Raw genomic sequence first — 8840 nt, forward strand, 5'->3', positions numbered from 1 at the left:
AGCGGGCGTACGCCGAGTCACCGTGGGTCAGGCGATCACCCAGGCCGCGTACTCCCTGGCGCGCCGGGCCGCGGTCGAGATCCTCACCTCGGGCACCTACGACGTGCTCGAGGGCGCCGACGATTTCGGCTCGATCAACGGCGCATTCTCTTCGCGCTGACCCTCCAGGAGGCACCATGACCACCGCGGACACGGTGAACGCCGTCCGTCAGCGGCTCGGCCGGGTCGGTGTGTGGCTCGGTGCCTTGCGCACAGCCGGCGCCGACGCCGGGCGATACACCGCCCAGCGAGTCGAAGAACTCGGCTACGGATCGCTGTGGACCGGCGAGAGGCTCGGTGGCAAAGAGCCCTTCGCTGAGTCCGCGGTGCTGATGGCGGCCACCTCCAAGATCGTGACCGGCATCGGTATCGCGAACATCTGGACCCGGCACCCGTCGGTCATGCAGCAAGGCGCCGCCACACTCAACGCAGCCTGGCCCGGCCGGTTCGTCCTGGCCGTAGGCGTGGGGAACGCCGAAGCGGTCAGCAGCAGCGGTCTGACCTACGACAAACCGCTCGATCACATGAGCCGCTACCTGGCCGGCATGGACGCCGCGTCCGGCGGCGGACCCGTCTGCGAACGGCCCCTTCCACGTTTGGTGGGGGCGCTGCGCCCCAAGATGCTGGAAGTAGCCCGCGACCAGGCCGACGGCGTCCACACGTTCTTTGTCCCCGCATCGCACACGCCGCTGGCCCGGGCAGTTCTCGGGCCGGACCGGCTGGTGATCCCCGAGCAGGCCGTCGTGCTGGCCACCGATGCCACGGAAGCACGCGGCATCGCCCGCGAGCACGTGGACTTCTACCTCCGGCTGCCCAACCTGAGAAACAATCTCCGCGCGCTCGGCTACAGCGACGACGACTTCGAGACCGGCGGCAGCGACCGTCTCGTCGACGCCCTCGTGGCCTGGGGCGACGAGACCGCGATCACCCGCCGGATCCACGAGCACCTCGACGCCGGGGCTGACCACGTCCTGCTCCAACCGCTCGGCGACCTCGGCACCACCGTCGACCAACTCGACCGACTGGCACCAGCACTGCTGCCGGGGTGACCCCGGCGGGCTCTCACACCGCAGACGATCAGCAGACAGCCGCCCGAATACCACCGGGCAGGCAGGCACATAGGAAGCCGCATGATGAGTGAACCCACCCTCTTCCCGGCCGGAGGAGCCGAACCTGACCGGACCCGCACCGGCGGCCTGGACGTGGTCGCAGACCCGGATTTCTCCACCGCCACACGCATCCAGCTCGACGCCACCTCCTGGGTGGACTACGTCCAGGGTTGGCTTGCCGGCGACGACGTACTGATGCGTCTGTTGATGGAGCAGGCTGCTTGGGAGCAGCGCTCCCGCTGGATGTACACCCGCACCGTGGAGGAGCCTCGGCTGACTGCCGAGTACCCCGTCATCGCTGACGCTCCGCAGCCAGTGCTGACGTACCTGGCGGACACACTGTCGGCACACTACCGACGCCCGTACACCCGGCTGTGGATGAACTGGTACCGCGACAACAACGACGGCACCGGCTGGCACGCCGACCGGCCTGCGAACAAGTTGGACGAGGCGATCATCCCGGTCCTCAGCCTCGGTGCGACCCGCCGCTTCCTCATCCGCCCGGTCCCGGGAGGCGCCAGCCGAGCGCTGGTCGTACACAGCGGCGACCTCGTAGTCATGGGCGGCCGATGCCAACGGGACTACCAGCACATGGTCCCCAAGCAGAAACAACCGGCCGGCCCCCGACTCAGCCTGAACTTCTCCGGGCCCAACCTCGTCCCGTGACCGCCGCCCACCGCAGGCTCCCAACGCGTACCACTGCGATTCCTGCGCACGGCCGCCAGCGACAAGGCGCCTCGAGCGGACGGCTTACCTTCCCGATCGAGATGCCGGAGGAGAGGACCATGGAGTCATCCTGTTTTCGACTTCGCTCCGTGCACCACGGCAAAAATGACAGCAACGAAGGCGGAGGACCACCCTCGACTGCGAAAGCGGGAAACGGCGGGAGCATGCCGGCGCGCGGTGACCCGTGTCCGAACGCCAGCGAGCCGGAAGGCAACCGCCACCGAAAGGAATCTGTACAGGACCCACCGGGAGGCGGTGCCGGCCGCAGGGCAGCCGGCGGTACCAAACGCGCCACGACAAGGCCGCAGCCGCAGCACGCCTTTCCTGCTGTGCAGGCATCTTCGTCTGGTCACAGATGGTCCAGACGAAATTGCCTAGTGACCGGCGGTGCGGCCTCCGTCGATGTAGGAGATCTCGCCCGTGACGAAGTCGGAGTCCTCGAGGTAGTTGACGGCGCGCACGACGTCGACGACCTCGCCGATGCGGTTCAGCGGTGAGAATGCCTTCATGTCCTCATCGGAGTCACCTTCGTGCATTGGTGTGCGCGCGATCCCAATGGAGACGGCGTTGACGCGGATGTTGTCCTTGGCGAGTTCCATCGCCAGGCCGCGGGTGGCGGCGACGCAGGCGCCCTTCGACAAGGACGCGAGGACCGCCGGCACGTTCTGGAGTGCGTGCTCGACGAGGCTGCTGCTGACCTGGATGATGTGGCCGCCGCCTTGCCGCTGCATGGCGGGCACCGCCGCCTGGGTGGCGAAGAAGACGCTGTCGACGTTGGTGGCCATCACCCGCCGGTACAGCTCTTCGGAGATTTCGGTGATCGAGCCCGGGCGCCAGATGCCGGCGTTGTTGATCAGAGTGTCGATGCGGCCGAACCGTTCCAGCGCGACCTCGACAACCCTCCGCGCGACCTCCGGTTCACCGACATCGCCGACCACCGTCACGTAGTCCGGATCATCGGACGGGGCGATCGACCGTCCGTTTCCCACCGCGCGCCAGCCGCGCTCCCGGTATGCCCTGACGAAGGCCTCGCCCAGACCCTGCGACGAACCGGTCACCACGACTACTTTGCGATCATCGCTCACAATCATGCCTTCTTCTGATCGATTCCCTCTTGACGAGGCCGGGTAAGGACTGCCCCTCAGGACCGGCCGTCGGGGCAACCCGCATTCGGGCTCCACCCAACGGCGGCTGAAGAAGGTCAGGCGGCGGCAGCCGCTTTCATGCGCTTCACGGTCTCTTCGGTGGTCCACACAGCGTTGGCGATGAACCGGTAGTTGACCATCGCAGCCTGGTAACCGTCGCCTTCCTCGTTGCGCCCGGCTGCGACCGCGTCCCGCACCATAGCGATCTCGAACCCCGCCTCGAAGATGTCCCGCATGTGGGCCTCCAGGCACAGGTTCCCCACCGGGCCCGCCATGATCACCTTCTCGACGCGTCGCAGGCGGAGCTGCTTGATGAGGTCGTTGGAATCCGACGACATGCCCTTGTGCGGGGATGTGTTCGCGGTCCTGCCGTCCATGAGGTACTTCTTCAGGTGCTCCGGGTAGTCGGCACCCGAGCCGGCGAAGCCCTCCAGGCTGACAGGATCAGCACGACGCACGAAGTCGATCCCGCCCAGGTAGTCGGCGATCGCCCCCGGCGGGGCGACCCACTGCCCGTCGGTCGGGTAGTAGTAGTGCGGCGAGTGGACGACGAAGAACTCGTTCTCCTGCGCGCACTTCAGCAGCTGCTCGATGTGCTCGGCCGTACCGTGGGCCTTGAGACTGTCCTCGATCAGCGGATAGTAGCTGCCGTCCTCGCTGAGGAAATCGTTCTGCAGGTCCGCCACCACTAAAGCGGTGCGCTCCTTGTCGAGCTGCATCTCAGGATTGCGGTGAGTGAAAAGCATACTTTCCTCTCCAGGAGAGCGGAGCTCAGGTCCTCGCGATCACGCTTTGTGCTTCCAGGCCGACTCTGTTATTACATGCAAGGCAGCTCGACAGCCGCGCACGGACTGCGAGAAAGAGTGTCCGAGCAAGCGGCACACCTGAGAACGTGCACGTCTCCGCTTCGCGTAGACGATTCATCGTCTCCCCGCTTCTTCATGATCGCTATCCGAGCCAGTTTCGCCGGAGACACGGGGGCTATTCTTCGCCTTCTTCGTGCCATTCGGGCGCTGGCCGATGGGCTCGACTGCCCCACATGTACTACAGCCGGAGATCTTGAGGGTCGGTGATCGGCGGGATCGGTTGGTGGTGCGCCCAGGGCTGTAGGCGGAGCGGAAGTGGGTCGCCGCGGCGTCGGTAGTGGCTGACCTGGGCTCGGGTCTGGTGCAGGCGGCGCCATAACTCGCAGGTCAGGATGGTTTCGACGGGGTGGTGCGGGTTGAGGCGGGTGGCGGCCAGGCAGTGCCGGATGGTGTGGACGGAGGGCCGCAGCAGCGGTCCAGGGATCAGCCAGCGGCCTCGCTCACGCCGGGGCTGTGGTCTTTTCCCAGGTCGGCCCCCTCTCCCGGCGCTGGATCGGGTTCGGGTATCTGGGCGCGTTGGACGGCCAGGAAGGCGCTGGCCAGCATGCAGGCAGTGACGTGCCGGTGCCAGGGCGTCCACTTGCGGACCTGGTACTGGGCGAGGCCGACGAGCTGCTTGTTGATCTCGTTGTCCTCCTCGATCTGCCAGCGTCCGCCGGCCCGCGCGATGATCTGCGAGACCGTGATCCCGGCCGGGGCGTGGACGAGGAAGTAGGCGACCTCGCGGTGCGGTTCGCCGTCCTTGGCGCGCCGGTTGGGGTGCAGTGAACGCCGCAGCACCAGCCAGTGGGTGAAGGTGTCGGCGGGGTCCTCGTCCTTGACGTGCACGGCGAAGGCGGTCCAGTCGTAGAGCCGTTCGCCCTTGGCGCCGTCCCCGCAGGAGCGGCGTTCCCACTGGTCACGGGTCTTTGCGTAGTGCAGCAGGTCATCGGCTCGCTTGACGGCCGGCTGACGCGGCTTGCCCGGCGGGCCGTCCAGCGGCAGGTCGACCGGGACGCCGAAGACGTACGGCGCGCTCTGCCGGTGACACCAGGCGCGCAGTTGCGGGTCCCGCCCGTAGCCGGCGTCCGCCAGGATCCAGGCGAACGGCACCTGCGCGGACCGGGCCTGCTCGAGCATGGCGATGGCCAGCTCGGGTTTGGTGGCGAAGGCGACCTTGTCGGGAATGCCGGCCTCCCGGCAGCGGTCCCGGTCGGTGGTCCAGTCCTCGGGCAGGTACAGGCGCCGGTCGATGAAGGCGTGCCCGGCGGCGGTGGCGTAGCTGAGCATCACCATGACCTGGCAGTTGCGGACGTCGCCGGTCAGTCCGCAGTGCTGGAAGGCCACGCCGACCGACTTACTGCCCTTCTTCTGGGCCTGCGTATCGTCGATGACCAGCGACGCATCCGCATCGCCCAGGTGATCCACCACATAGTCGCGGACCGCGTCGCGCAGCCGGTCCGCATCCCACACCGAGCCGTTGAGTAGCCACTGCATCCGGTCCGCAGTCACATGCCCAGCCCGCTCGGCGAGCGTCCAGCCGTTCTTCGCCGGCAGCTCCGCCAGCAGCCCCTCGATGAACTGCGCGAACACCACCCGCGGCTCCGGCCGGTTGAACAAGTACCCCAACGAACCGGTCAACACGGACAGTTCGGCGTCCCACTCGGCTATCTGCTTAGCCGTCACATCCAGCAGCATGCCCGGTCAACGACGCCACCGGGAGTCCGTCACAAGATCTCCGGCTGTAGTACCTGACAGTCAGGCGAGAGTAAGGAGACTCCTGGAGCTTGGTTTTATGCAACCGGGTGACATGGAAGAGAACATGGGTGATCGTCTTGGGCGAGCCGAAGATTTCACCAACCTCTAGCCTCGATCGTTCATGAGTCCTCGTCGGTGTGCTGACGGGGACTCTGTGTTTGCGAGGTGCGGTCTTTTCGGGGGTGGGGCAGGTTGACGGCCCGACTGTCGCGTCGGGTGGGCGCCGGGTTCCACTGTGCCGGTGAGGTGGTTCGGGGTTGTCGGGACGGGTGAATTGGCTGGTCAGTCGGGGTTCGGGAGGATGTAGAGCCTGTTGATCGCGTGGGTGATGACGTCGGTCCAGGGCCATCGGGCGGGGAAGCGGAGCCAGTGGCGGCGTCCGGTGTTCACGAGTTGGGCGGCGGCGGAGAACAGCCGCAGGCGGAGTTTCTTGGGTTCCCAGCGGCGGGTGTCAGCGGTCAGGGTGAGCATCGGCATCCAGGCGAGGAGGTCGAGTGCGAGGGAGACGATCTCCAGCCAGATCTGGTTCTGGGCGGTGTCGTGCAGGGGCAGGTTGCGCAGGCCGGTGTCGCGGGCGTTTCGGATGCGGTCCTCGCAGCGGGCCCGTCGGCGGTGACGCAGTTCGAGGTCGGCGAGCTGGCCGCCTTTGGTGTTGGTCGCGAAGCAGGTCAGCCGCAGCCCGTCGAGGTCGGTGAAGCGCAACTGGGCGCCGGGGTGTGGTCGTTCCTTGCGGACGATCAGCCGTATGCCTTTGGGTCAGGTGCTCAGGTCGGGCACGTCGGTGATCTCGGCGACCCAGGCGCCGGGCCGCTCGGTGCCGCCGGCGTCGTAGGCCGGTGTCCACGCCTTCTTCGGGATCTTCAGCACGGCCTGGTGGAGGGTGTCGGTGATGGTCATTCCGACGGAATACGACAGCCACCGGCCCCGGCGGGAGAGCCGGTCGAGGAAGGCATGGGTGCCGCCGGCGGAGTCGGTGCGGATCAGTGTCTGCCGACCCCGCCGTAGGTGTCTGGGCAGTTGGGCCAGGGCGAGCCGGGTGGTGGTGATGTGATCGCTCGCGGTGTTGGAGCCTGCGTTGCCGGGCCGCAGCAGCGCGGCCACCGGCTCTCCGGAACCGGCCTGGCCGTGGTCGACGAACGCGACGAGCGGATGATGGCCGAAGGTCTTCTTCCAGGTCGCGGTGGCGTCCTGCTTCTCGGAGTGCGCGAGGACCAGCACGCCGTCGATGTCCACGATCACGCTGCCGTCAGCGGCCGGACTGTCCGCACCGGCCAACTCCCAGACCCGCGACCGTACTTCTGCCCGCGCCGACCGGATCGCGGTGAGGGCCTTCGGGCCGGCTGCGGCGAGGACATCGATGAGCCGGGAGACCGTGGGGTCGGATGCCACCGGGCCGAACACGTCGGGCTCGGCCCTCAGCATGGCGACGTCGGCGAGGCAGTCCCCGCCCAGAGCCGTCGCGAGCGCGACATCCAGCAGGACCTTGCCCGGGTCGTGCACTGTCCGCGGCTTGCGCCACGGCGCCAGCGCCGCCGATATCGCAGTGTCCAGGCCGGACTTGCGGACCGTCTCGACCAGCAGCACCGCCCCGGCCTGCGAGACCACCCCACCGCCACCGCCCTCGACGCGGACACGCGGGTACAACCCGATACGCTTGCTCACCTGGAGAGTGCTTCTTTCCGTGCAGCCAACAGGACCCTAGACAAGTCCCATCGTTGCAGGTCAGAAGCACTCTCCGCTTGTTTGATCAAGGCATGGACAGGTCCACTCGTGAAAGCGCGAGGCTAGATGACTGAGTTACAACCGTCCCCACTGGTTCAAGCGGCTCATCTGCGCTCGCCGTACGCACCCCCCGGCTCGCCGCCGCGGCCGACGCTCGTGTGTTCGCCCCGCTCCGGCCCCGGCTCCGCCGGGCGCGCGACCAGAGCGACCACGCCGTGACGAAGAGACCCGATGGAGCTGGGGCCAGCTCCGCCCGTTTGTACCGTTAGTGATCAATGGCTTCTTAGTGCGGGACAGGGTCGTGTGCGTGTGAGGCTGTAGTGGGCAGGTCTTGTTCGGCCCAGACGAACTTGCCTCCCGTTGAGGGGCGGCAGCCCCATCTGCGGGACAACTGGGCGATCATCAACAGGCCTCGGCCGTTCTCGTCGACGATGCGGGCATGGCGCGGGCGGGGGCAGGAGACCGCGCTGTCGAATACTTCGCAGGTCAGGACTTGGTGCTGGATGAGGCGGAGGCGGATCGGGCCGGTGCCATGGCGGATGGCGTTGGTGACCAGTTCGCTGACGACCAGCTCCGTGGCGGGCACGAGAGGCTCCAGCCCCCATGCATTGAGTTGACGGACGGTTAGGTGCCGGGCGGTGTGGACGGCGGTCAGCTCGGGCGGCAGGTCCCAGGAGGCAATCTGGGCCGCGTTGAGTGTGCGGATCCGGACCAGGAGCAAGGCGACGTCGTCGGATGCTGCCTGAGCTGGCACGGTTTCCATCACTGAGGAGCACAGGTCTTCCAAGGACTGATCGGGCTGCGCCAGGGCGGCGCCCAGGCGGTGCATGCCGACGTCGATGTCCTCGTCACGGGACTCGACCAGGCCGTCGGTGTAGAACGCGAGCACGCTGCCCTCGGACAGTTCCAGTTCCACGGCCTCGAAAGGGACGCCCAGCCCGACGCCGAGGGGGGTTCCTGTGGGGAGGTCGGGGAAGGTGACCTGGCCCTGTGGGTCGGTGATCGCGGGCGGGAGGTGCCCGGCCTGTGCCATCGTGCACCGCCGGGTGGCCGGGTCGTAGACGGCGTACAGACAGGTAGCGGCCAGAATCACGGGGAATTCGTCCGGGCCGTCGGTGTCCTCCTCGGCCAGCCGGCGGACCGTGTCATCGAGGCGGGTCAGCAGTTCGTCGGGGGGCAGGTCCAGGTCCGCGAGCGTACGGACGGCGGTGCGGAGCCTGCCCATCGTCACTGCGGCGTTGATGCCGTGTCCGACCACATCCCCGACGACGAGGGCCACCCGTGCGCCGGACAGCTCGATCACGTCGAACCAGTCGCCTCCGACGCCGGCGTCCATGTCGGCGGGCAGGTAGCGCGAGGCCACCTCGACCGCCGTGCCGCCCCTCAAACGGTGGGGGAGCAGGCTGCGCTGCAGCGTGAGGGCCGTGGTGTCGCGCGCCAGGGAGTACGCGGCCTGGGTGATCGCCTGACCCACGGTGACTCGGCGCACGCCCGCC

Annotated in this window: 6 protein-coding genes and 1 pseudogene; 2 read left to right on the forward strand and 5 right to left on the reverse strand. The window is 67.6% G+C overall.

What is annotated here, in order from left to right; translation table 11 throughout:
- Nucleotides 1–176: 176 nt before the first annotated feature.
- Together ABZV34_RS35260 and ABZV34_RS35265 are read left to right on the forward strand one after the other, a co-directional pair.
- Entirely contained in the window at nt 177–1088 is a 912-nt protein-coding gene (locus ABZV34_RS35260; RefSeq protein ID WP_356286056.1) for a TIGR03620 family F420-dependent LLM class oxidoreductase, read from the forward strand.
- 81 nt (nt 1089–1169) lie between these two features.
- Entirely contained in the window at nt 1170–1814 is a 645-nt protein-coding gene (locus tag ABZV34_RS35265; protein WP_356286059.1) for an alpha-ketoglutarate-dependent dioxygenase AlkB, read from the forward strand.
- Between the two features lie 434 nt (nt 1815–2248).
- Here ABZV34_RS35265 and ABZV34_RS35270 read toward each other — a convergent pair whose 3' ends face one another.
- The 5 genes and pseudogenes from ABZV34_RS35270 to ABZV34_RS35290 all read right to left on the reverse strand — a co-directional run.
- Nucleotides 2249–3127 (reverse strand): SDR family oxidoreductase, encoded by an 879-nt coding sequence (locus ABZV34_RS35270; protein WP_356286061.1) that lies wholly within the window; start codon nt 3125–3127, stop codon nt 2249–2251.
- Nucleotides 3076–3765, reverse strand: coding sequence for a cysteine hydrolase family protein (locus ABZV34_RS35275; protein WP_356286064.1), 690 nt, complete (start codon nt 3763–3765; stop codon nt 3076–3078). Before ABZV34_RS35275 ends, ABZV34_RS35270 begins: the two co-directional genes overlap by 52 nt.
- A 543-nt stretch (nt 3766–4308) precedes the next feature.
- Nucleotides 4309–5550: an IS701 family transposase gene (locus tag ABZV34_RS35280; RefSeq protein WP_356286067.1), complete on the reverse strand. Its 1242-nt coding sequence runs from the start codon at nt 5548–5550 to the stop codon at nt 4309–4311.
- A 354-nt stretch (nt 5551–5904) separates the two neighbouring features.
- Nucleotides 5905–7284 (reverse strand): annotated as a pseudogene (locus ABZV34_RS35285) (IS1380 family transposase).
- Nucleotides 7285–7627: 343 nt separating this feature from the next.
- Nucleotides 7628–8840: ATP-binding SpoIIE family protein phosphatase (locus ABZV34_RS35290; RefSeq protein WP_356286070.1), on the reverse strand; the 1213-nt coding region annotated here is incomplete at its 5' end.

Origin of the sequence: Streptomyces sp. NPDC005195 (assembly GCF_040608315.1) — a bacterium.
In the GTDB taxonomy this organism is placed as follows: domain Bacteria; phylum Actinomycetota; class Actinomycetes; order Streptomycetales; family Streptomycetaceae; genus Streptomyces; species Streptomyces kaempferi.